This window comes from Mumia sp. zg.B21 (assembly GCF_019550855.1).
Classification (GTDB): Bacteria; Actinomycetota; Actinomycetes; order Propionibacteriales; family Nocardioidaceae; genus Mumia.
In genome coordinates this window covers 532255-554319 of record NZ_JAHWCJ010000001.1, presented here as the reverse complement: position 1 = coordinate 554319, position 22065 = coordinate 532255, and the positions used below count along the sequence as shown (strand labels likewise).

The 22065-nt window shown below is 72.4% G+C and carries 18 protein-coding genes; 4 read left to right on the top strand and 14 right to left on the bottom strand.

The features are described from left to right. Positions 1-5: 5 nt before the first annotated feature. Positions 6-668 carry a DUF2064 domain-containing protein gene (locus KV100_RS02785; protein WP_220341377.1) on the bottom strand — a complete coding sequence of 221 codons (663 nt, stop codon included), beginning with the start codon at positions 666-668 and terminating at the stop codon, positions 6-8. Next, entirely contained in the window at positions 665-1330 is a 666-nt protein-coding gene (locus KV100_RS02780) for a glycosyltransferase family 2 protein (RefSeq protein ID WP_220341376.1), read from the bottom strand. The genes KV100_RS02785 and KV100_RS02780 overlap by 4 nt, the downstream gene beginning before the upstream one ends. Before the next feature lie 104 nt (positions 1331-1434). On the opposite strand from KV100_RS02780, the gene KV100_RS02775 reads away from it, so the two are divergent. Next, positions 1435-2784 carry a hypothetical protein gene (locus KV100_RS02775; protein ID WP_220341375.1) on the top strand — a complete coding sequence of 450 codons (1350 nt, stop codon included), beginning with the start codon at positions 1435-1437 and terminating at the stop codon, positions 2782-2784. A 24-nt stretch (positions 2785-2808) separates the two neighbouring features. On the opposite strand, the gene KV100_RS02770 is transcribed toward KV100_RS02775, so the two are convergent. The 4 genes from KV100_RS02770 to KV100_RS02755 are packed head-to-tail and all read right to left on the bottom strand — an operon-like array spanning position 2809 to position 7082. After that, the gene (locus KV100_RS02770) at positions 2809-3852 is read right to left on the bottom strand and encodes an NAD-dependent epimerase/dehydratase family protein (protein WP_220341374.1); all 1044 of its coding nucleotides are present in this window, start codon (positions 3850-3852) and stop codon (positions 2809-2811) included. Continuing rightward, positions 3849-4682, bottom strand: a complete 834-nt coding sequence (locus tag KV100_RS02765; protein WP_308290356.1) for an S-methyl-5'-thioadenosine phosphorylase — start codon at positions 4680-4682, stop codon at positions 3849-3851. Before KV100_RS02765 ends, KV100_RS02770 begins: the two co-directional genes overlap by 4 nt. A 22-nt stretch (positions 4683-4704) precedes the next feature. Then, complete coding sequence (locus KV100_RS02760; protein ID WP_220341373.1) at positions 4705-4899, bottom strand: DUF3046 domain-containing protein; 195 nt, start codon at positions 4897-4899, stop codon at positions 4705-4707. After that, positions 4896-7082, bottom strand: a complete 2187-nt coding sequence (locus tag KV100_RS02755; protein WP_220341372.1) for an MMPL family transporter — start codon at positions 7080-7082, stop codon at positions 4896-4898. Before KV100_RS02755 ends, KV100_RS02760 begins: the two co-directional genes overlap by 4 nt. A 142-nt stretch (positions 7083-7224) precedes the next feature. Here KV100_RS02755 and KV100_RS02750 point away from each other — a divergent pair, with 142 nt between their 5' ends. Then, a complete protein-coding gene (locus KV100_RS02750; RefSeq protein WP_220341371.1) occupies positions 7225-8046 on the top strand; it encodes a TetR/AcrR family transcriptional regulator in 822 nt (273 codons plus the stop codon). Between the two features lie 3 nt (positions 8047-8049). Here KV100_RS02750 and KV100_RS02745 read toward each other — a convergent pair whose 3' ends face one another. Genes KV100_RS02745 through KV100_RS02735 form a run of 3 tightly spaced genes read right to left on the bottom strand, consistent with a single transcriptional unit; the run spans position 8050 to position 10624 of the window. Further along, entirely contained in the window at positions 8050-8859 is an 810-nt protein-coding gene (locus KV100_RS02745) for an ABC transporter permease (RefSeq protein WP_220341370.1), read from the bottom strand. Beyond that, the gene (locus KV100_RS02740; protein ID WP_220341369.1) at positions 8859-9713 is read right to left on the bottom strand and encodes an ABC transporter permease; all 855 of its coding nucleotides are present in this window, start codon (positions 9711-9713) and stop codon (positions 8859-8861) included. The genes KV100_RS02745 and KV100_RS02740 overlap by 1 nt, the downstream gene beginning before the upstream one ends. Beyond that, the gene (locus KV100_RS02735) at positions 9710-10624 is read right to left on the bottom strand and encodes an ABC transporter ATP-binding protein (protein ID WP_255559289.1); all 915 of its coding nucleotides are present in this window, start codon (positions 10622-10624) and stop codon (positions 9710-9712) included. Before KV100_RS02735 ends, KV100_RS02740 begins: the two co-directional genes overlap by 4 nt. 105 nt (positions 10625-10729) lie before the next feature. Here KV100_RS02735 and KV100_RS02730 point away from each other — a divergent pair, with 105 nt between their 5' ends. Both KV100_RS02730 and KV100_RS02725 read left to right on the top strand, forming a co-directional pair. Continuing rightward, on the top strand, positions 10730-15322 hold the full coding sequence (locus KV100_RS02730; protein ID WP_220341367.1) for an ATP-dependent helicase: 4593 nt from the start codon (positions 10730-10732) through the stop codon (positions 15320-15322). 2 nt (positions 15323-15324) lie between these two features. Beyond that, a complete protein-coding gene (locus KV100_RS02725; RefSeq protein ID WP_220341366.1) occupies positions 15325-16143 on the top strand; it encodes a DNA-formamidopyrimidine glycosylase family protein in 819 nt (272 codons plus the stop codon). 12 nt (positions 16144-16155) lie between these two features. Here the strand turns inward: KV100_RS02725 and KV100_RS02720 are convergent, their stop codons facing one another. The 5 genes from KV100_RS02720 to KV100_RS02700 form a co-directional block, all read right to left on the bottom strand. Continuing rightward, positions 16156-16452, bottom strand: a complete 297-nt coding sequence (locus KV100_RS02720) for a helix-turn-helix domain-containing protein (RefSeq protein WP_220341365.1) — start codon at positions 16450-16452, stop codon at positions 16156-16158. A 119-nt stretch (positions 16453-16571) separates the two neighbouring features. After that, the gene (locus KV100_RS02715) at positions 16572-17051 is read right to left on the bottom strand and encodes a CinA family protein (protein ID WP_220341364.1); all 480 of its coding nucleotides are present in this window, start codon (positions 17049-17051) and stop codon (positions 16572-16574) included. A gap of 7 nt (positions 17052-17058) precedes the next feature. Continuing rightward, positions 17059-17697 carry a CDP-diacylglycerol--glycerol-3-phosphate 3-phosphatidyltransferase gene (pgsA, locus tag KV100_RS02710; protein WP_220341363.1) on the bottom strand — a complete coding sequence of 213 codons (639 nt, stop codon included), beginning with the start codon at positions 17695-17697 and terminating at the stop codon, positions 17059-17061. A gap of 85 nt (positions 17698-17782) precedes the next feature. Further along, on the bottom strand, positions 17783-19465 hold the full coding sequence (locus KV100_RS02705) for a helix-turn-helix domain-containing protein (RefSeq protein WP_220341362.1): 1683 nt from the start codon (positions 19463-19465) through the stop codon (positions 17783-17785). Position 19466: 1 nt separating this feature from the next. Beyond that, complete coding sequence (locus KV100_RS02700) at positions 19467-21992, bottom strand: DNA translocase FtsK (RefSeq protein ID WP_220341361.1); 2526 nt, start codon at positions 21990-21992, stop codon at positions 19467-19469. Positions 21993-22065: the final 73 nt, after the last annotated feature.

Sequence of the window (22065 nt, the reverse complement as noted above, 5' to 3'; positions counted from 1 at the left end):
GAGGGTCATGACACCCCACCAGCGACGAGCTCGGCGATCACGCGCCCGGCCCTGCTCCTCGGGGCGGTGCGTACGAGGGCCAGCGCGTCCTCCCACGTGTCGACGTCTGCGAGGACCGGCGCGTCACCGACCCGCGCGCCTGCCGCCGTCAGGGCCGCGTACGTCCGGGCGCCGGTGTCGGATCGCGACATCGCGACGTCGCTGAGGGGCCGAGCCCAGCGCGGTGACCGGACCCCGAGCGCCCACCAGCCCCCGTCGGCGGCGGGGCCGAGCACGGCCTCGTGGGACTGCAGACCGTCCGCGACAGCGATGAGGTCGGCGGTCGTCGCCTGCGGGGTGTCCGTGCCGATCTGGACGACCCCGGCGCCTGCGTCGGCGTCCTCGTGAGCGTTGACCAGGCGCTGGCCGAAGGTGGTCCCCCGCTGGGCGACCACCCGGTGCGGCGCGCACGCGGCACGGAGGTCGTCACCGCGGGCAGCACGGGTGAGGTCGCCCGTGAGGGCGACCACCACCGGCCAGCCGAGCACCGACACGGTCTCCAGCGTGTCCAGGAAGGCGGCCGCCGCGAACCGCGCCGCGACGTCGGCTCCGGTCCGTCCGGCCAGGCGGGTCTTCGCGAGCCCTGGCTCCGGCGCCTTCGCGACCACCAGCAGCGTCGGCGCGGTCATCTCATGACCTTCGCGAAGTCGAGCGCGGTCCGCACCGTCCCCCGCACCGACCCGCTGACCTTCGACCGCGTCCCGGCCGCACGCGCGCGGTAGGCGATGTCGTGCTCCTCCACCGTCCAGCCGGCGCGAGCCGCCCCCAGCATGAGCTCCAGCGGGTAGCCGAACCGCCGGTCCCGCAGGTCGAGCGCCACCAGGTCCTCGCGGGGGCACACCCGCATCGGCGCCAGGTCGTGCAGCGCGAGCCCGGTGGATCGGCGGATCCAGGCAGCGAGCAGTGTCGTACCGGCCCGCGCGTGCCACGGCCAGACACCTGAGGAGACGGGTCGACGTCGCCCGAGCGCCATCGTCGCCCGCCCGGCGAGCACCGCGTCGAGCAGCGGGTCCAGGTCGGCGGCGTCCATCGAGCCGTCGCCGTCCATCACAGCGACGTACGGCGCACGCGACGCGCGAACCCCCGCGTCGACGGCGGCCCCGTACCCCGCGACGGCCTCGTGGACGACACGAGCGCCCAGCTCCCGCGCCACCTCTGCCGTGCCGTCACGCGAGCCGTTGTCGACGACGATCACCGAGAACCGCTCCGGCACGTGGGCGAGCGCCTCCGGGAGCGCCCGCGCCTCGTCGCGGCACGGCACCACGAGGTCGCACACGCGCGCATCCGTCATGGTCCGACCCTAGGGCGAGATGTCCGATCCGTCCGGGTCGACGACTGCGTCAGCCGCGCCCGCGCACCGTGCCCGAGGCCTGCGCCAACGCCTACGGTGTCCAGATGACCAGTCGCCCCGACAGCCGGAGCCGAACCGCCCTCGCGGGCGCCGCGACAGGGCTCGTGCTCGTCGCCGCAGCGATGCTCTGGCCGGCCGTGACGGGCACGTTCGTGCACAACGGGATCTCGGGTCTCCCCCGCTTCCCGCCCCTTCACGCGAACTGGATGCCACGGCTCACCGCGACGTCATGGCTCCCACTCGCCGTCGCACTGGTCGTCCTCCTCGCGTGGCCGCGCGTGTCGGCCCTGCGCTGGCCCGTCTATCTCGGCGCGCTGTTCGTCGCGGCCTGGAGCTGGACCGTCGCCCTTGCCCTCGTCGACGGCGAGGACGGCCTCGGCGCCGTCTTCGCCCGTCGCGGCGAGTACGTCGCCGACGCGCAGGCCGTCACGGACGTGAGCGCCATGCTCGCCGGGTTCGTCGACCGCATCCCGGTCGATGCCGCCGACAACTGGGGCATCCACGTCGCCGGTCACCCTCCCGGCGCGCTCCTGATGTTCGTCGGCATCGACCGGCTCGGCATCACCGATCCGGTCACCATCGCGATGACGGTCCTCACGCTCGGCTGCACGGCCTTCGTCGCTGCGGCCGTCGTCGTACGCCGCGTCGCGGGTGAGGACTGGGCCCGGCGGGCGGGCATCTGGTGGGTGCTGGCGCCGGCCGCGGTCTGGGTCGGGGTGAGCGCCGACGCCGTCTTCATGGCCGTCGCCGCCTGGGGTCTCGCCCTGCTCGCGGTCTCGCTCACCACGAGACGCACGGGCGTCGAGATCGCGTCGGGCGTCGCCGCAGGCGTCGTCCTCGGTGCCTGCGTCTACCTGTCGTACGGCCTGGTCCTCCTCGCCGTGCTCGCCCTCGCGGTCGTCCTTCTCACACGCCGGCCGCGGCCCGTGCTCTGGGCCGCGCTCGGGGCCGTCGCGGTCGCCGCCGGGTTCACGCTCGCGGGCTTCGCCTGGTGGGAGGGGTACGCGGTCCTGAGGGAGCGCTACTACGACGGGGTCGCCTCGGACCGGCCCTACGGCTACTGGGTGTGGGCCAACCTCGCGGCCTGGACCTTCACCATCGGGCTCGCGGGCTGGGCCGGCCTCGCGGAGGCTGGGCGATCGGTGGTGGCACGACCACGGCCGGATCGCGGGACGGTGGCCGTGTCGGTGCTCGCGATCAGCGGGCTCGCGTGCGTGCTGCTGGCGACGCTCTCAGGGATGAGCAAGGCCGAGGTCGAGCGGATCTGGCTTCCGTTCGCCCTGTGGGCGCTCGTCGCCCCGGCCCTGCTCAGCCCTCGTCTGCGTACGCCGTTCGTCATCGCTCAGGTGGTTGCCGCCCTCGCCGTCCAGCACCTGCTCCTGACGCGGTGGTGAGGTCTGGCGGGCGGCTCGGCGGCGTCAGCGCTCTCGCAGCGGCGCGGTCGCCAGCTCGGCGAGCCCGTCCTCCGGGCTGGTCTCCGCCACGAACCCCAGCTCCTCGCGCGCTCGCCGCGGCGAGGCGACGACGTGGCGGACGTCGTACGGGCGGAAGTCACCGGTGAGCTCGGGCGCGGGCCCTCCGGCGGCGGCGGCAAGGACCTGCGCCATCACGCCGAGCGTCGTCGGATGCCCTGACGCCACGTTGTACGCGCGCAGCCCCGGGCCCTGCTCGACCACGCGCTCGACGGCCGCGACGTTGGCGCGGGCCACGTCGCGCACGTGCACGAAGTCGCGGAGCTGGCCTCCGTCCTCGAAGACCCTCGGCGCCTCCCCACGGGCAAGCGACGAGCGGAAGATCGCCGCCACCCCGGCGTACGGCGTGTCCGCGGGCATCCCTGGCCCGTACACGTTGTGGTAGCGCAGCGCCACCGCCGACGCCCCCGCCAGCAGGCACCACGCCTGCACGTAGTGCTCCTGCGCGACCTTCGAGGCGGCGTAGGTGCTGCGCGGGGCGAAGGGCACGGACTCGTCGACCTCCCGCCACGACACCTCGCGCCCGCAGATGCCGCAGCCGGGGTCGTACCGGCCCTCGGAGAGGTCCACCGCGCGTCGTGCCGCCGGCGTGACGTCTCCGTGCTCGGGACACGTGTAGCGACCGTCTCCGTAGACGACCATCGACGACGCGAAGACCAGCCGCCCGACGCCGGCGCGGGCCATCGCCGCGAGCAGGACCGCGGTGCCGTGGTCGTTGTGGTCGGCGTACCCCGGCATGTCCTGGGCATCCACGCCGTTGCCGACCATCGCGGCCTGGTGGCACACGACGTCGACGCCGGCGAGCGCGGCATCGACGTCGGCGGCCGATCGTACGTCGCCGAGCCGCGTGCCTTCGGGCACCTTCGCGTCCGGTCCGTGAGCGAGCGGAAGCAGGAGGTCGAGGCCGACGACGTCGTGCCCTGCCCGCTCGAGCGCCGTCACCACGTGGCCGCCGACGAAGCCGGCCGACCCGGTGACGAGGACCCTCACGGCAGCGTGATCGGCAGGTCGAGACCGTCGAGGGCGCTCGCGCAGTCGCACGTACGGTCCGACCCGACCGCGCCGACCACCCCGCGCAACGCGTCGCGGAGCGTGTCGAGGTGCTCGCCGAAGACACGCAGCACCTCCTGGTGGCTCACCGCCTCCGCCGCCTCCACCCCGGCGTCGAGGTCGGTGACGAGCGCGACCGTGGCGTAGCAGAGCGCGAGCTCGCGGGCCAGGACCGCCTCGGGGTGCCCGGTCATGCCGATGATCGACCAGCCCTCGCGGGAGTACCACTGCGACTCGGCCCGGGTCGAGAACCGCGGACCCTCGATCACGACCAGCGCGCCCCCGTCGACGGCACCACCCGGCGCTCCGTCGACGAGCGCCGTACGGAGCCGCGGACAGTACGGGTCGGCGAACCCGATGTGCACGGCACCCGAGTGGTAGAACGTCTGGTTGCGGTTGGTCGTCCGGTCCACGAGCTGGTCCGGGACCACCAGAGTGCCCGGCCCCAGCTCGGGCTGCAGCCCGCCGACCGCGCACGGCGCCAGCACCTGGCGCACGCCGAGGCTGCGCAGCGCCCAGAGGTTCGCCCGGTACGGCACAGCGTGCGCCGGGTAGCGGTGGCCGGGGCCGTGCCGCGGGAGGAACGCGACCGCGCGCGGGCCGTCCTCGGTCGGCACCGTGCCGAGGGCGATCGGCCCCGACGGCAGGCCGTACGGGGTGTCGACGTCGACCTCGTGGACGTCGTCGAGGAAGGTGTAGAAGCCGGTGCCGCCGATGACGGCGACCTCGGGAGTCAGCGGGGCATCCATGCCTGCCGAGTCTGCCAGCACGTCCCGACTCTGTCTCGGTGCGTCAGCGCTCCGCCGGCGGGAGCCCGAGGGAGGACCAGACGGCGCGCCACACCGTCTTGGGTGCGTCGCCTGCATCGAGCGCCTCGGACACCGTCCGCCCTCCGAGCTCGGCCAGCACCTGCTGGTCGGCCCACACCTGGGCGTAGCCGCCCCCGAGGTGCCTCTCCATGCGTTCCCAGAGCTCACTGTGCCTCACTCGGCCAGTATGCGGGCACGGCCCACACGGTCGTCCGTGGCGCCTCCCGCCACGGGGACCGTGCCGCCCTCACGCAGGCCGTGCCGCTCCCACCACCGGCGCAACGGGCCCGGCGCCCACCAGTTCGCCCGGCCGAGGAGCTTCATCGTCGCGGGGACCATCAGAAGGCGGACCAGGGTGGCGTCGACGATCAGCGCCACGAGCATGCCGACGCCGACCATCTTGATGAACACGATGCCCGACGTCGCGAACGCTCCGGTCACCACCGCGAGCAGCAGCGCGGCGCTGGTGATGATGCGGCCCGTCTTCTGGACACCCCTCGTCACCGCGACCTCGTTGTCTCCGGTGGCGTCCCACTCCTCGCGGATCCGCGACAGCAGGAAGATCTCGTAGTCCATCGACAGCCCGAAGAGGATCGCGACCATGAGGATCGGCTGGGTCCCGTCGAGGTAGCCGGTCGAGCTGTAGCCGAGCAGGCCCTCGAGGTTGCCGTCGGCGAACACCCACGTCACGACGCCGAATGCCGCCGTGATCGAGACGATGTTGACCAGCACCGCCTTGACGGGCAGCACCACCGACCCGAAGGCGAGGAACAGCAGCACGAGCATCGCGACGACGATGAGGCTCCCCATCAGCGGCAAGCGGTCGGCGATCCCGTCGAGCATGTCGACGGTCTCCGCGCTCCTCCCTCCGACGTACGCATCGGCGGGAGCGTCGACGGCCCGGAGGCTGCGGACAAGCTCCTGCGAGGCAGCACTCTGTGACGTCCCGGTCCAGTCGACGTCGATGAGCGTGCCTCCCCCACCCTCGGCGACCGGCCGCACCTGGGTGACGCCGTCCACGGCGCGCAGGTCGGCGGCGTACGAGGCCACCTCCGTCCGCTCGGTGCTGGCGAGGAAGACATCAGCACTGCTGCTCGGTCCCCCGAAGTCGGTGTCGAGCTTCTCGGTGGCGATCCTCGACGGCGCGTCCGACGGCAGCGCTCGGTAGTCGACCCCGCCCCAGGTCGCCGAGAGGAACGGGCTCGCGAGCAGGAGGAGGAATCCGGTCACGAGCGCCAGGCTCACCACCGGTCGCCGCATGACGGCGTGCGCGAAGCGTGCCCACCCCTGGGAGGTACGCCGCGCCCGACGCCGCCACGGCATCGCGCCGGCCTCGATCCGCCGACCGAGCAGCGCGAGGGTCGCCGGCAGGAGAGTCAGCGCCGCAACCATCGCGACCACGACGGCCGCCATCCCGCCGTAGGCCATCGAGCGCAGGAAGGTCTGCGGGAAGACGAGGAGCGCGGACATCGCGACGGCGACGGTGAGGCCGGAGAAGAGCACCGTACGGCCGGCGGTACGCATCGTCGCCCCCACGGCGTCCTGCACCTGACCGCGATCGCCCGCGTCCCGGACGGCGAGCTCCTCGCGGAAACGGCTCACCACGAAGAGGGCGTAGTCGATGGCCAGCCCCAGCCCGAGCAGCGTGATGATGTTGAGGGCGAAGACCGACACGTCGGTCACGGTGGTGAGCAGCCGGACCACGGCGAACGCACCGAGCACCGCGACGGCGCCGACCCCGACCGGCATGAGGGCCGCGACCACGGAGCCGAAGACGACCAGGCTCAGCAGCAGCACGAGAGGCATCGACAGCATCTCCGCCCGGGCGATGTCCTGCGAGACGGTCGTGCTGACGTCGTCGAAGACCGCCGACTGCCCCGCGACGGCGAGGTCGAGCGTGCCGTTCTCGACCGCAGCCCCGTCGAGCGCCGGCCGGACCTCGTCGTACGCCTCGAGCACGGCGTCCTCGTCGTCGCCGGCGAGCGTGATGACGACGCTCGTGGCGTGCCGGTCCGCCGAGACGAGGGCGTCGGTCCCCGGGGCGCCGTAGACCATCACCTGCTCGACGGCCTCGTCCGGCAGACCCTCGACGACCTCGGCGACCGCCGCACGGAAGGGCGCCGCATCCACCGTCATCTCGTCGCTCTCGTAGACCGCGACGACGTCGGCTCCGTGACGACCGACCGAGTCGTCGATCAGCTCCGAGGCCCGGTAGGACTCGCTCCCGGGGTCGTCGAAGCCGCCGTAGCTGAGGGCGGCGAACACCCCTGTCCCGTATGCGCCGGCTGCCGCCAGCACGAGCAGCCCCAGGCCGACCACCCATCCGGCTCGTCGTGCGACGAAGCGCCCCCACCGTTCCATCGGACTCCCCCTGCATCACGCGATGAATAGTGTTCACGTTTGTTAACATGATTCACTGCTAACGGTGTTCACTATGCTGAAGCATGATCATCGATGTCAAGGGGTCAACGACACAGCCGACCGGCCTGCCAAGGTGGGGGCCATGACGACGCAGGGTGAGAACGTGACCGTCAAGCCACCGACACGGCGAGACCAGCAGCGTCAGGCGACGCTCGACGAGATCGTGCGGACGGCGCGCACGCTTCTCGTCGAGACGCACGACATCTCGCTCCGGGCGGTGGCGCAGACGATGGGGATGACCGCACCGGCGCTCTACCGCTACGTCAGCAACCTCGAGGACCTCACCCTCCGTGTCGCCGCGCAGGTCTACGACGACCTCCTCGCCACGCTCGAGGATGCTGCGGCCCCGTACGAGGGAGACCCCGCCGCGCAGGTGGTGGCCGGCTCCACGGCCTTCCGCCAGTGGTCGCTGCGCCACCGCCAGGAGTTCGGGCTCACCTTCGCGAACCCGATCACGAGCAGCGCCAAGTCCGTCGACCTCGGCGCCGACCTCCTCGGAGGACACGTCGAGCCTCCGCCCGGCGCTCCACCCATCGGTGCCGAGTGCACCGCCGCGGCCCACCGCTTCGGCAGCTTCTTCGGTCGGCTCGTCGTCGCGCTCTGGGACGTCCAGGGCTATCCCGAGACCGGGCAGGTGCCCGCACCGTCCGACGGAGGCCTCTCGGCCTCCCGGTGGGCCGGGCTCGCCCCCGAGGTCCCCACCGAGGCCTCCTGGTCCTTCGTCCGCGCATGGGCGCGCCTCTACGGCACGACGGCCCTGGAGGTCTTCGGCCACATCGACAGCGACATCGTCACCTCCGGAGCGCTCTTCCGCGACACCATGAACGACTGCGGCGAGGTGCTCGGTCTGCAGCATCGACGTGCCGAGCTCCAGCGCGTCGTCACCGAGGTCCTCGCGACCTGACGCTCACCGCAGGATCAGCAGCCCGACCCGGCGCCCGGCGACGCGCAGGCCGAGCACGCCCATGACCACGAAGTAGGCCACCGGCAGCAGGAGCCCCGGGCCCACGTCGCCGGTCGTCAAGGACCGGATCAGGTCGACGGCCTGATAGAGCGGCGTGACCTGCACGAGCAGCTGCATGCCCTCGGGATAGGCAGACAGCGGATAGAACGTCGCCGACAGGAAGAACATCGGCATGATCGCCACCTGGATGAACTCGAAGTCCTGCCACGACCGCATCCACGTGGTCAGAGCGAGCCCCGCGGACGCGAACCCAAACGCGACCAGCAGTGCGGCCGGCAGGGCCAGCACCGTCCACCACGAGGAGGTCAGGTCGAGCGCCACCATGATGACCACGAACACGGCGGCGTACGCCGATCCCCGGGTCGTCGCCCACAGCACCTCGCCGACCGCGGCGTCCACCGGTCGCAGCGGGGTCGCGAGCACGGCGTCGTAGAGCTTCTCGTACTTGAGCCGGAAGAAGAACCCGAAGGTCGCGTCGAAGATCGCGCCGTTCATGGCCTGCGTCGCGAGCATCGCCGGTGCGAGGAAGGCGGTGTAGCCGATGGTGCGCCCGTCGTCGAGGGTCACCTCGCCCACGAGCGCCGCGATCCCGACACCGATCGAGAGCAGGTAGAACAGCGGCTCCAGGAATCCCGAGGCGAACGCCACCGGCGCGCGACGATAGACGCGGACGTGGCGTTCGAGCAGCGGGTACGGGCTCGGCCGTGGCGTGCGGGACGGCCCCGTACGCCGCAGCGCTGTCGTCGAGACCATCAGACCCTCCCCAGCCGTCGGTCGAACTGCCGTTGTGCCAGCGCCCAGCCGACGCCTGTGACCACCAGCAGGTAGAGGACATGGACCCACGCGGCGGACGTGACGTCGCCGGTGGTCGCCATCCGGCACAGCTCGACCCCGTGCCACACCGGGAGCGCCTTCGCGACGGCCTCGACGACGGCGGGGAGCTGCTCGACCGGGAAGTACGCACCGGAGAAGAGGGTCATCGGGATCACCCCCACGCGGTACACCAGCCCGAGCGCGGTGTCCTCGTGCGCCCATCCGGCGTAGGCGATGATCGGTGCCGCGTGGGCGGCGCCGACGAGGACGGCCGCGCCCACGAGCGCCGCAGCGCCCAGCACGCTGCCGATCACCTGGAAGAGCGCGACGACCACCGTGATCAGCCCGACCGCGATCAGCACGCGAACCGCGACGTAGACGACCACGCCGTTGACGATGTCCCTCACCTGCAACGAGGTGGAGCGCATCGCGAAGTAGATCTTGTTCCAGGTGAAGCCCGCATAGACCGGGAACGTGCTCTCCCCGGCGCCGGCCATCACGGCGGTGACCGCGACCATGCCGGGAGCGATGTAGGCGAGGTACGACAGGCCACCGAGTGCCGCCGTACCCTCGCCACCGCCCTGGGTCCCGTCATCGACGAAGCCGCCGAGCCCGAGGCCGAGGGACGCCAGCACCAGCGCGGGGAGGACCGTGTACGAGAAGGCCGAGCCGCGCCATGTCCGTCGGACCACGGTCGTGTAGTACGGCACCTGACGCACCAACGCCTGCCAGGCGGTCGGCGTCCCCGTGGGCGTACGGACACCTGCGGTCGGGCGTGTGCCGGTGGTGCTCACTCGTCCAGCGCCCGTCCGGTCAGGCGCAGGAACACGTCCTCCAGGGACGAGCGGCGCACGAGCGTGCTCAGCGGCTCCAGCCCGCGCGCCACCGCCTCCTCGAGGACCTTCTCGCCGTCGGCGACGTAGAGCAGAACCCGGTCCGGGAGCACCTCGACGCGCTCGGCGAGATCACCGACCTGGGCAGCGGCGTCGTCGTTCTCGCCCACGCCCATGCGCAGCTCGACGACCTCCCGGGTCGCGTAGCGGGCGATCAGCGACAACGGCGAGCCCTCTGCGGCGATCACGCCGTTGTCCATGACGACGAGCCGGTCGCACAGCTGCTCGGCCTCGTCCATGTAGTGCGTCGTCAAGACGATGGTCACCCCGGTCTGCTTGAGACGGTGGAGCTGGTCCCAGACCACGTGTCGCGCCTGCGGGTCGAGACCGGTGGTGGGCTCGTCGAGGAGGAGCACCTCGGGCTCGTTCACGAGCGAGCGGGCGATCGTCAGGCGCCGCTTCATGCCACCCGACAGGTCTTCGACCATGCCGTCGGCCTTCTCGGTGAGGTGGACGAACTCCAGCAGCTCGTCGGCCTTGCGGGCCGCGTCGCGACGGCTGATCCCGAAGTAGCGGGCATAGACCACGAGATTGTCGCGGACGGTCAGGTCGCCGTCGAGCGAGTCCTCCTGCGGGCACACCCCGATCCGTGCGCGGATGGCAGGCCCGTCGGTCGCGGGGTCCATCCCGAGGATCCGCAGGGAGCCGCCGCTGATCGGCGACACCGCCGCCACCATGCGCATCGTCGACGACTTGCCCGCACCGTTGGGACCGAGGAACCCGAACGCCTCACCCCGCTGCACGGTCACGTCGATCCCGCGTACGGCCTCGAAGTCGCCGTACGCCTTGCGCAGTCCTCGAGCCTCGAGCATCGCCTCGGTCACCCGTCCGACCCTAAGGATTCGCACGGAGGCTGTCTTGTCCATATCGGCCCCACGCGCCCCGCAACTGTCACCCCTGCGCGCGATGATGGACGGGTGCCCGATGTGCTCGACCGCTTCTCCCCTGCCACCGCGGCGTGGTTCCGCGGCGCCTTCCCCGCGCCGACGACCGCGCAGACCGGCGCCTGGGACGCGATCGCCGACGGCCGCAACGCGCTCGTCGTCGCCCCCACGGGGTCCGGCAAGACCCTGTCCGCCTTCCTGTGGGCACTCGACCGGCTGATCACCGGTCCGCCGCCCGACGACCCCAAGCGACGCACCCGGGTCCTCTACGTGTCCCCTCTCAAGGCGCTCGCCGTCGACGTCGAGCGCAACCTGCGTGCCCCGTTGGTCGGGATCACGCAGACCGCCACGAGGCTGGCCGCCGCCGGGGAGTCCCCCGCGCCACGCGACATCACCGTCGGAGTCCGCTCCGGCGACACCACACCGTCCGAGCGCCGAGCACTCGCCACCCGTCCCCCGGACGTCCTCATCACGACGCCCGAGTCGCTCTTCCTCGTCCTGACCTCGGCCGCCCGCGAGACGTTGCGAGACGTCGAGGCCGTGATCGTGGACGAGGTCCACGCCGTCGCGGGCACCAAGCGAGGCGCCCACCTCGCTCTCACCCTGGAGCGGCTCGACGCGCTCCTCGAGCAGCCGGCCCAGCGGATCGGCCTGTCGGCGACCGTACGCCCGCACGCGGAGGTGGCTCGCTTCCTCGCGGGGTCCGCCCCGGTGCGGGTCGTCGCACCCGAGTCGGAGAAGCGCTGGGACCTCTCGGTCGTCGTCCCGGTCGAGGACATGACGGCGCCCCCGGTGCGAGAGGCCGAGGAGGGCGAGCCCGACGTCCGCGACCAGGCGTCGATCTGGCCCCACGTCGAGGAGCGCGTCGTCGACCTGGTCGAGCAGGCGCGGTCGTCGATCGTCTTCGCCAACTCGCGCCGCCTGGCCGAGCGCCTCACTGCACGACTCAACGAGATCCACGCCGAGAGGCTGGGCGTCGAGCTCCCCGACACGGGCTCCCCGGCCGCCGCGACACCGGCGCAGTCGGGCACGGCGGCGGGCGCCTCACCGCTGCTGGCCCGGGCCCACCACGGCTCGGTCAGCAAGGAGCAGCGGGCGCTGATCGAGGACGACCTCAAGTCCGGGCGGCTCCCGTGCGTGGTGGCCACCTCGAGCCTCGAGCTCGGCATCGACATGGGTGCCGTCGATCTCGTCGTCCACGTCGAGTCACCACCGTCGGTCGCCAGCGGGCTCCAGCGGGTGGGACGGGCGGGTCACCAGGTGGGAGAGGTCTCGCGCGGCGTCGTCTTCCCCAAGCACCGCATCGACCTCCTCGAGGCGACCGTGACGATCGAACGCATGGTGGCCGGGGCGATCGAGGAGCTGTCGGTCCCCACCAACCCGCTCGACGTGCTCGCCCAGCAGGTGGTGGCCACGTGCGCCTTGGAGAGCTGGGACGTCGACGACCTGTACGAGACGGTGCGCCGCGCCGCCCCGTACGCGACCCTCCCCCGGTCCGCCTACGACGCGACCCTCGACCTGCTCGCCGGCCGCTATCCGTCCGACGAGTTCGCCGAGCTCCGCCCGCGGATCGTGTGGGACCGCGTCGCCGGCACGATCACCGGCCGCCCCGGCGCCCAGCGTCTCGCCGTCACCTCGGGCGGGACCATCCCCGACCGCGGTCTCTTCGGGGTCTACCTGGTCGGCGCGCAGTCGACCGCCCAAGGCAGCGCGCGCGTCGGTGAGCTCGACGAGGAGATGGTCTACGAGTCGCGGGTCGGCGACGTGTTCGCGCTCGGTGCCACGAGCTGGCGGATCGAGGACATCACGCACGACCGTGTGCTGGTCTCCCCCGCGTACGGCCAGCCCGGCCGGCTGCCGTTCTGGCGCGGAGACAACCCCGGGCGCCCGATCGAGCTGGGGCGTGCGCTCGGCGCGTTCACCCGCGTGATGGCCACCGGCGACCGGCCGCAGGCGCGCGCCCGGTGCGAGGCGGCGGGCCTCGACGCCTACGCCATCGACAACCTCTTCGCGCTGGTCGACGAGCAGCGCGCGGCGACCGGGAGGGTCCCCGACGACACGCTGCTGGTCGTCGAGCGGTTCCGCGACGAGCTCGGCGACTGGCGGCTCGTGCTCCACTCACCACTCGGACTCGCCGTGCACGCGCCGTGGGCGTTGGCCGTCGGCGCGCGTGTGCGTGACCGCTACGGCCTGGACTCGGCCAGCATGGCCAGCGACGACGGCATCGTCGTACGCCTCCCGGAGACCGACGCCGAGCCTCCGGGCGGGGAGCTCTTCGCGTTCACCCCGGAGGAGATCGAGGACCTGGTCACGGAGGAGGTCGGGGGCTCGGCGCTGTTCGCGGCCCGGTTCCGCGAGTGTGCCGCCCGAGCGCTGCTGCTCCCCCGCCGCGATCCCGGTCGGCGCAGCCCGCTGTGGCAGCAGCGCCAGCGCGCCGCCCAGCTCCTCGAGGTCGCCCGCCGCTACCCGACGTTCCCGATCGTGCTGGAGACCGTCCGCGAGGTGCTCCAGGACGTGTACGACGTGCCGTCGCTGGTGCAGATGATGCGCGACCTCGAGAGCCGGCGCCTGCGCGTCGTCGACGTGGAGACGCAGGAGCCCTCACCCTTCGCCAAGTCGCTGCTGTTCGGCTACGTCGCGGCCTTCCTGTACGAGGGCGACTCTCCGCTCGCCGAGCGGCGTGCGGCAGCGTTGTCGCTCGACTCGTCCCTGCTGTCGGAGCTCCTCGGGAGGGCCGAGCTGCGCGACCTCCTCGACGCGGGCGTGCTGGCCCAGACCGAGGCAGAGCTCCAGCGCCTGGTGCCCGACCGTCGAGCCCGGGGCGCAGAGGGCGTGGCCGACCTCCTGCGACTGCTCGGTCCCCTCACGTCGGAGGAGGTCGCGGAGCGGAGCACCGAGCCGTCCGCCTCCGCGGCGTGGCTGGTCGAGCTCGCCGAGGCCCGCCGGATCCTGCGGGTGAGCTTCGCCGGCCGTCAGTGGTGGGTCGCGGTCGAGGATGCCGCCCGGCTGCGCGACGCGCTCGGTGTCCCGGTGCCGATGGGGGTGCCCGACGCGTTCCTGGCGCCCGTCGACGACCCGCTCGGCGACCTCGTGGCTCGTTATGCGCGCACCCACGCTCCCTTCGTCGCCGGCGACGTGGCCGAGCGTCTCGGCCTGGGCGTCGCGGTGGTCTCGGAGACGCTGCGCCGGCTCGCCGGCCGCGGTCGGGTCAGCGAGGGAGAGTTCACCCCGGGGGCGGGTGGCTCTGAGTGGTGTGACGCCGAGGTGCTCCGACGGCTCCGGCGGCGTTCGCTCGCGGCCCTGCGCAAGGAGGTCGAGCCGGTCTCGCCCGAGACGCTCGGCCGGTTCCTGCCCGCGTGGCAGCACGTCGGCGGCAGATTGCGTGGCATCGACGGTCTCGTGACGGCCGTCGAGCAGCTCGCCGGCGCTTCCGTCCCGGCCTCCGCGCTCGAGCCGCTGGTGCTGGGCTCGCGAGTCCTCGACTACTCCCCCGCCATGCTCGACGAGCTGACGGCGGCGGGCGAGGTGCTCTGGTCCGGTGCCGGAGGGCTGCCGGGCAACGACGGCTGGGTCTCGCTCCACCTGGCCGACACCGCCCCGCTCACCCTGGCGCCGCCGGTCGAGCTCGAGCTGACGTCGCTCCAGGAGGCTGTCCTCGGTGTTGTCCAGTCAGGCGGTGCCTACTTCTTCCGACAGCTGGCCGAGGCCGTGAAGGCGTTCGCGACCGGCTCCGGCGAGGGCCTACCGACGGTGCTCGACAGCGAGCTGGCCGACGCGGTCTGGGACCTCGTCTGGGCGGGCTACCTCACCAACGACACCCTCGCTCCGCTGCGGGCGCTCGTCGGGGTGGGGCGGACCAGCCATCGGCAGGCCCGCACCACCCCCCGCCTGCGCGGGCGCCGCGCGCCGTCCTTCGTCCGCCCGACCATGCCCTCCCGTACGGCCCCGCCGACCGTCGGCGGCCGCTGGGCGCTGGTGCCCCGGACCGAGGACAACCCGACCGTCCGCGCGCACGCGCAGGCCGAGCAGCTCCTGGAGCGTCATGGTCTGGTCACGCGCGGCACCGCCGTCGCCGAGGGCGTGCCGGGCGGGTTCGCCGCCGTCTACAAGGTGCTGAGCGGGTTCGAGGAGGCCGGCCGGGCTCGGCGCGGCTACTTTGTGGAGGGCCTCGGCGCAGCCCAGTTCGCGACGCCGGGCTCCGTGGACCGCCTCCGCTCCTACTCGCGCGAGCCGGGCCAGGACCCCGAGCGGCGCGCCGTCACCCTCGCGGCGACCGATCCTGCCAACCCGTACGGTGCCGCGCTCGGGTGGCCCGAGACCGAGGGAGGTCATCGCCCCGGGCGCAAGGCGGGGGCCTTGGTCGTGCTCGTCGACGGCGCGCTGTCGCTGTACGTCGAGCGGGGCGGCCGCACCCTCCTGACGTTCGACGACCTCGGCGACCCCGAGGGTGCGGCAAGGCTCCAGCCCGCCATCGACGCGCTCGCCACCGCGGTGCGCGACGGGGCGCTCGGTCGCCTGATGGTGGAGCGGGCCGACGGCGAGGCCGTGCTCGGGACCCCGCTCGGCGACGCGCTCGCCCAGGCCGGCTTCCACGCGACCCCGCGCGGCCTGCGCATCCGGGGCTGAGCGTGCCCGAGGGAGACGCGGTCTGGCGGACGGCCCGACGGCTCGACGAGGCGCTCGGCGGCCGGACGCTCGTCCGCAGCGACTTCCGGGTGCCCGACTTCGCGACCGTGGACCTCTCGGGCGAGACCGTTCACGAGGTTGTGAGCCGGGGCAAGCACCTCTTCGCGCACGTAGGTGACCTCAGCATCCACACGCACCTCAAGATGGAGGGCAGGTGGGACGTGTACGCCCGCGGCGCGCGATGGCGTCGCCCTGCCCACGAGGCTCGGCTGGTGCTCGAGACGGCGTCGGTCCAGGCCGTCGGGTTCGCGCTCGGCGTCGTGGCGGTGCTGACTCGCGACGAGGAGGACCAGGTCGTCGCACGACTCGGACCCGATCTGCTCGACCCGGAGCTCGACGCGGCCGAGGCTCTGCGGCGGCTGCGGTCGGACCCCGACCGCCCTCTTGCCGACGCTTTGCTCGACCAGGGCAACCTCGCCGGGATCGGCAACGTCTATCGCAACGAGGTCATGTTCGTGCGCGGTCTCCATCCCGACCTCACGGTGGCCGACGACCCCGATCTCGGCCGTACGGTCCGGACGGTGCGCCGGATGCTGCTCGTCAACCGCGACTTCCCCGAGATCGTGACCACCGGCGTACGCCGTCGGGGTGAGCGCACGTGGGTCTACGGCCGAGGTGGTGAGCCGTGCCGCCGCTGCGGCGCCCGCGTCGAGCGGCGCGCGCCTGTGGTCACGCAGACCGGGGGCGTGGAGGAGCGCGTCACGTACTGGTGCCCGCGCTGCCAGCCGGCGCCCGACCGCCCGGCCCCTGAACGCCGATAAGCGGTGGGAGGATCAGCGCACGCCGATGGAGTCGGACTCCGGAGACAGGGCGATCGACGCCTCCAGGGTCGACTGCTCCTGGATCTCCAGGAGGGCGCTGACGTCGCGCAGGACCTGTGACATCGGGACGTCGAGAGCGTCGCAGAGGGCAGCGAGCAGCTCGGAGCTCGGCTCCTTCTGACCGCGTTCGACCTCGGAGATATATCCCAAGGAGACCCGCGCGGCGGCGGAGACGTCGCGCAGCGTCAGCCCTCTGGCCATCCGCCGGGCCCGCAAGACCTCACCGATCAGACGTCGCAGCACCGTCATCTCACACCTCCGCTCTCGGACTTGGTACAACTCCTCGTCGAGCCGTGTTCTTCCCACCACTCTAGGCGCACCAGGTTCCCTAGGGGGAACGGACCGCCGAGTGACTGCCTCATGGTCGCTCAGTCGACACCGAGGACGTCGGCCAGCAACGCCAGCACCGCGTCCACCGTGGTGCTCCGGACGACCGCTCGGTCACCTTCGACCGCGAGCCGCTCCCACCTCGAGCCCTGTGGCCCGGCGACGGCGACATAGACGGTGCCCGCCGGCTGGCCGTCGCTCGGGCCAGGCCCCGCGACCCCCGTCGTCGCGAGGCCGTACACCGCGTCGAGCCGCTCGCGGACGCCGGCAGCCATCGCCTCGGCGACGGCTGAATCCACCGGTCCGCGGGTGGCGAGAAGGAGCTCGTCGACCCCGAGGAGCGTCGCCTTGAGCTCCGTGGCGTACGCCACCACTCCGCCGCGGACGACGTCGGACGCCCCTGGGACGTCGACCAGCCGCGCGCACACTGCACCACCGGTCAGGGACTCTGCCGCAGCGACGGTCGCGCCCGTCTGTCGCAGCGCATCGACCAGGGCCGGCACGTCAACCGACGACGTCACGGCAGCCTCAGCGCGGCTCGCCGGGCACCTGATCCGCAGAGCGTCTCGCGGACCGGGAGCCGCGGACCATGCGGACGGCCTGCCCGATGTAGTCGACGGCGGTGACCATGGTGACGACGACGGCAGCCGCCATCGTGAGGTACGCGAGCCACATCGTCCAGTCGGGCAGCAGCGCCTCGATCGGGAACAGGTACATGCCGAGGGCGACCGCCTGGAGGACAGTCTTGAGCTTGCCACCACGGGAGGCCGGCATGACCCCGTAGCGGAGCACGGCGAACCGCATCACCGTGATGCCCCACTCGCGCACGAGCACCATGATGGTGACCCACCACGGGAGCGCACCGATGATCGACAGACCGACGAACGCCATCCCGGTCAGCGCCTTGTCGGCGATCGGGTCGGCGATCTTGCCGAAGTCGGTGATCAGACCACGGCTCCGCGCCAGGTTGCCGTCGATGCGGTCGGTGGCCATCGCGACCACGAACACCGCCCAGGCGACGAGCCGGGTGCCGGTGCTCTCGCCACCGTCGATCAGCAGCAGCCAACCGAACACCGGGACGAACGCGATCCGGAGAACGGTCAGCGCGTTGGCGATGTTGTAGATGCTCGGCGTCTGCGCGGCGGCGGACGTCGGCGTGCCGTTCATCGTGTCTCCTCGGGCGGCTCACAGGGGCGGCCGGTCCGTCGGTGACCCGGCGGCCGCGGGCCTCTGCCCAGCCTAGCGGCACGCCTCAAGACCTCCCGAGGGTGGCGCTGACCTTGCCGGAGCCCTCCTCCAGGTGGCGGGCCTTGCCTCCGTTGACGGCCACCGTGGCCGCGTCTGCGCGCCCGAGGCTCACCTTCGCCGGCCCGACCACGCTGACCCGCCGGAACTCGGACTTCGCCAGCTCACCGGACCACACCGTGGTGCCTCGTGCGTCGGTGACCGTGACCTTCGTGGGCTTGCGCTCCTTGCCACGGATGACCAGGTGGTTCGTCGTCGGCGCTCCGAGGCCGGCGAGCGCCGACGGGTCCGCCGGAGCGGGTGCGGCGTCGGTCGGGACGGCGGCCGGAGGCGCGTCCCCCTCGCCCCCGACGACGAGCTGGCCGATCCCCCAGATGATCGCGAGCACGAGGACGACCACGGTGAGGGCAACCCAGCTGCGGCCACCGCGCGCCACACGGATCGTCTGCCCGCCGGTCGAACGCTCCGCCTCGAACACCGCGCGGGCCGGGACCGGCCCCTGGGCGTACGACGCGTCGTAGGCCCCAACCAGGGGTGTGGCGTCGGTGCCGAGCACGCGGGCGATCGCGCGCAGGTGCCCGCGGGCGTAGAAGTCGCCCCCGCAGACCCCGGTGTCGCCGTCCTCGAGGGCCTCGATGACGTGCGGGCGGATCTGGGTGCGGGCGGCGAGGTCGTCGATGCTCACGCCGGCACGCCCGCGAGCCTCGCGCAGCATCGTGCCCAGGACGGGCTCGGCCGGCTCGGCGCCAGGCCCGGGCGGCGCAGGGGCGTCGGTCTCCGGGACACGCTCAGTGGCGGGTGCGACCTCGGTGACGGGATCTGCCCGCCCTGCCGTGTCGGCTCGCGCCGACTCCTCGATCGGACGGTCGATCACGAGCTCGGGACGGCCGCCGCTGGCCCGCAGGGCGGTCACCACGCGGAACCCAGGCGCCAAGGCCGACGAACCGGCGCTCTGGACCAGACCGAGATCGATCCGCGCCGGCGCGGAGGGACCGCCATCGAGAGGACTCGACGAGGCTGTCCGTGGCACGTCGTGACCAGCGACCTCGGGCGGCTCCCGGTGGACGTCAGACTGCGGGACGGGCGCTGGCCGCGGGGCGGCTTCCGCCTCGCGCGCCGAGGGCTCATCCGGCTCGGGCTCGGCCGGCGCGACCTCCCCTTCACGGGCGTCGGGTTCTGGTTGCGGCGCCTGGCGCACGAGGAGATGCTCGTCGCCGGAGAGCGCAATGAGTGCCTGCGCGATGTCGGCGTCGCTCACGCGGACGGCGAGACCCAGGGGTACGACGTACGCCGTCCCGTCGCGGGCCACGACCTCGAGGGCGCCGTCGCGGAGCAGTCCGCTCGGCTCGACGAGCACGACATGGTCGACCTCACCCCACGGGAGACCACGCCACTCACGGTCGTGCCGGAACCGGACGCCCAGTCCGTCGGCGACCAGCAGCGGGCTGCGTGCGTCCCACCACGCTGCCCCCGCCACCACCGCGATGGCAGCGAGCACGAGCACGATCAGTGCCAGGACCGGCGAGCCGCCGACCGCTCGCACGCCGTACAGGATGGCGAGTGCGGCCGCGCCGACGGCGACCATCGCGAGCGCGCCCGCGCTGCGGCGCACCTCGAGGACCTCCTCACGCATCACCGCACCGCCGATCGGCTCCGCCGCGGCACGTTCCTCCTCCAGGTGATCCGTCATGTCACTCCCCTCGCAACGTCTCCAGGACCTCGTCGAGGTCGTCGGGCTTGATCAGCACGTCACGTGCCTTCGATCCTTCGCTCGGCCCGACGACGCCGCGGGACTCGAGGATGTCCATCAGGCGACCCGCCTTCGCGAATCCGACGCGCAGCTTGCGCTGGAGCATCGACGTCGACCCGAACTGGGTGTTGACGACCAGCTCGACAGCCTGCAGCACGAGCTCCAGGTCGTCACCGATGTCGTCGTCGATCTCGCGCTTGCTGGCCTGGGGCGCGGTCACGTCCTCGCGGTAGACCGGCTGGAGCTGCTCCTTGCAGTGCTGGACGACCTCGTGGATCTCCTTCTCGGTGATCCAGGCGCCCTGCATGCGGACCGCCTTGTTGGCGCCCATCGGGAGGAACAGCCCGTCACCGCCGCCGACCAGCTTCTCCGCGCCGGGCTGGTCGAGGATCACACGGCTGTCACCGAGCGAGGAGGTCGCGAACGCCAGTCTGCTGGGCACGTTGGCCTTGATCAGACCGGTGACGACGTCGACCGAGGGCCGCTGGGTGGCGAGCACGAGGTGGATGCCGGCGGCGCGGGCGAGCTGGGTGATGCGGACGATCGAGTCCTCGACGTCGCGCGGGGCGACCATCATTAGGTCGGCGAGCTCGTCGACGACGACGAGGAGGTACGGATAGGGAGCCAGCTTGCGCTCGCTGCCCGGCGGCACCTTGACCGTGCCGGCGCGGACGGCCTTGTTGAAGTCGTCGATGTGCCGGAACCCGAAGTTGGCGAGGTCGTCGTAGCGCATGTCCATCTCGCGCACGACCCACTGCAGCGCCTCCGCCGCCTTCTTCGGGTTGGTGATGATCTGCGTGATGAGGTGCGGGATGCCCTCGTACGCGGTGAGCTCGACGCGCTTGGGGTCGACGAGGATCATCCGGACCTCGTCGGGGGTCGCCCGCATCAGCACCGAGGAGATCATCGAGTTGATGAAGCTCGACTTGCCCGAGCCTGTGGCACCGGCCACCAGGAGGTGCGGCATCTTGGCCATGTTGGCGACGACGAAGCCACCCTCGACGTCCTTGCCGAGCCCGACGACCATCGGGTGATGGTCGCTGCGCGCCCGGTTGGAGCGCAGCACGTCTCCGAGGGAGACGGTCTCCTTGTCGGTGTTGGGGATCTCGATGCCGATCGCGGACTTGCCCGGGATCGGCGAGAGGATCCGCACCTCGTTGGAGGCGACGGCATAGGAGATGTTCTTGGCGAGCGCCGTGATCTTCTCGACCTTGACGCCCTGGCCGAGCTCGATCTCGTAGCGCGTGACGGTCGGACCACGCGTGTAGCCGGTGACCTCCGCATCGACACTGAACTCTTCGAGCACGGTGGTCAGCCGTGCCACCACAGCGTCGGAGGCGGCGGTGCGCGCCTTGTGCGGGGTGCCCTCGCGCAGCATGTCGTTGGCGGGGAGCGTGTAGACGATGTCGCCCGAGAGCGCGAGCTGCTCAGCGCGCGCCGGCAGCGGCGTCATGGGCGGGAGCTCGACAGGCTCGTCGTCCTTGGCGGCGGCCGCCGGGGTGACGGAGACGGTGTCGTCGTCCTCGGGCGACTTCTGCACCTTGCCCTTGCGGGTCGGCGTCGCGACCGTCGGCTCGTCGCCGGGCCCGCCGACCAGCGGGTTGTCGTACGGGACGTCGCTGCCGGGGCCACCCCTCGAGGGTCGCCTGCGACCCGACTGGGGAGCGGCCGCGTCCTCGTCCTCGCCGGCCGGGTCGTGCTTGGCACCGATGAGGAGGTCGCGCGCCGAGCGGAGGCGCTCGGGGATCCGGTAGACCGGGGTGCCGGTGATGACCAGCAGGCCGAAGAACGTGAGGAGGACCAGCAGCGGGACGGTCACGTACGGCGTGCGCAGCAGGTCGTCGAGGAGCTTGGAGACGCCGTAGCCGATCGCGCCGCCGGCATCGCGGATCCCCGCCCCGTCGCCTTCCGACGGCGCAGGGATGCCGTTGGCGATGGAGACGATGCCGAGGATTCCACCCGACAACGACGCCCACCCGATGATCTGACGTCCGGGCGGCCCGTTGGCCTCCGGGTTGCGCATCGTGCGTCCACCGGCGACGAACAGCGCCAGCGGCACGGTCCAGGCGAGCAGGCCGACGCTGTTGGAGACCGCCTCGCCGACCGCCTTGGTCAACGGGCTGTCGACCTGGAACCACACAGCGCCGACGACGACGACGCCGGCGCCGATGAGGACGAGCCCGACACCGTCACGACGGTGCTCCGGCTCGAGGTCACGAGCAGCGTGCCCGACGCTCCGCACGATCGCGCCGAGCATGCGGGCCAGGCCCATCCAGAGCGCCGCGATCCCCCTCCCGAGCGCGCTGAGGGCATGCAGGACCGGACCAGGACCCGAACGCGGCGGCGGAGCGGGACGACGCCTGGTCGTACCCTGCCCACGCTGCTGCGGACGACGGCCCTGGCCACCGGACGACCGCGAGTTCTTTTTGGACGACCCTCGCGGTGGGGAAGACGTACGGCTCGCCATGGGGGCGACTCTAAGCCTGAGAGCCGCACCCGTCCGGTAGCCCACGCCGTGCGACGGGCTGCTCGTCGCGGGC